General features: G+C 37.3%; 2 protein-coding genes. Both read right to left on the bottom strand.

Translation table 11 applies throughout. The features are described from left to right. Positions 1-325, bottom strand: a 325-nt coding sequence (gpG, locus tag BAMA_RS23285) for a phage tail assembly chaperone G (protein ID WP_034644432.1), incomplete at its 3' end; no start/stop codon positions are given. Between the two features lie 76 nt (positions 326-401). Continuing rightward, the coding region (locus BAMA_RS23280; RefSeq protein ID WP_034644430.1) for a major tail protein at positions 402-742 on the bottom strand (341 nt) is incomplete at its 5' end.

Here is a 742-nt window from a genome sequence, read left to right as displayed (position 1 = left end):
CACTTCCGTCTTCTTCATTTTCTGCTGCAAGCAATCGGCTGGCTTGCTCAATATTTCCAATAACATAATTCACTACTGCATAAATTGTTTTCATCATCCTTCGAGAGTCAACCCCATCTTCGAATTCCGAAAAGTCGAACTGGTTACCGTATGCATCGCAAACAAATTGTATCTGATTATCTAAATCAAGAATTTCAGGTTTACCACTGTCATAATCCTCTGCGATTGCAGCGGCTTGTCGGAACAACTTACCGGAAATAAAGTTTGGTGAAACAAAACGTTTATCTTCTCCATCCATTTTTAATACAAGAGTTAAAGTTTCCATTTGATAATCTCCCTTCGTTTTTGAACATGAAAAAGAGAGGTCCACATTGAACCTCTCTTAAATGATTTATTAATTATTAAGGAGTTGGTGTTGTAAGAACTGATTCCTGATATACAACCTGTTTAAACCAGTTTGCTCCTTTTGTGAATGTACCCCCATCTTCAGCTTCACCTTTCCAACGTCCGTTAAATTGCAAAGGCATGAATTTCATTTTGAGCTTAGAAGTTTGTGGTGTTACCTTCCCTTCAGCCGTTTTACCTTCGATTGGTAAAAGTTCTGATTTTCCTTTTAAGAACCAGTAGTAACGATAACCGCCTGTAGACAATTTCGCACGGAATCCAAGTGCTAATTCCATTGTTACATCGTTTATACTAGAAAAATAAACACCATTCTCCTCTGTTTGACCAAAGATTTTCT

The sequence above is a fragment of the Bacillus manliponensis genome, from assembly GCF_000712595.1.
Taxonomy (GTDB): Bacteria; Bacillota; Bacilli; order Bacillales; family Bacillaceae_G; genus Bacillus_A; species Bacillus_A manliponensis.
This window is presented reverse-complemented; position numbering and strand designations above follow the sequence as displayed.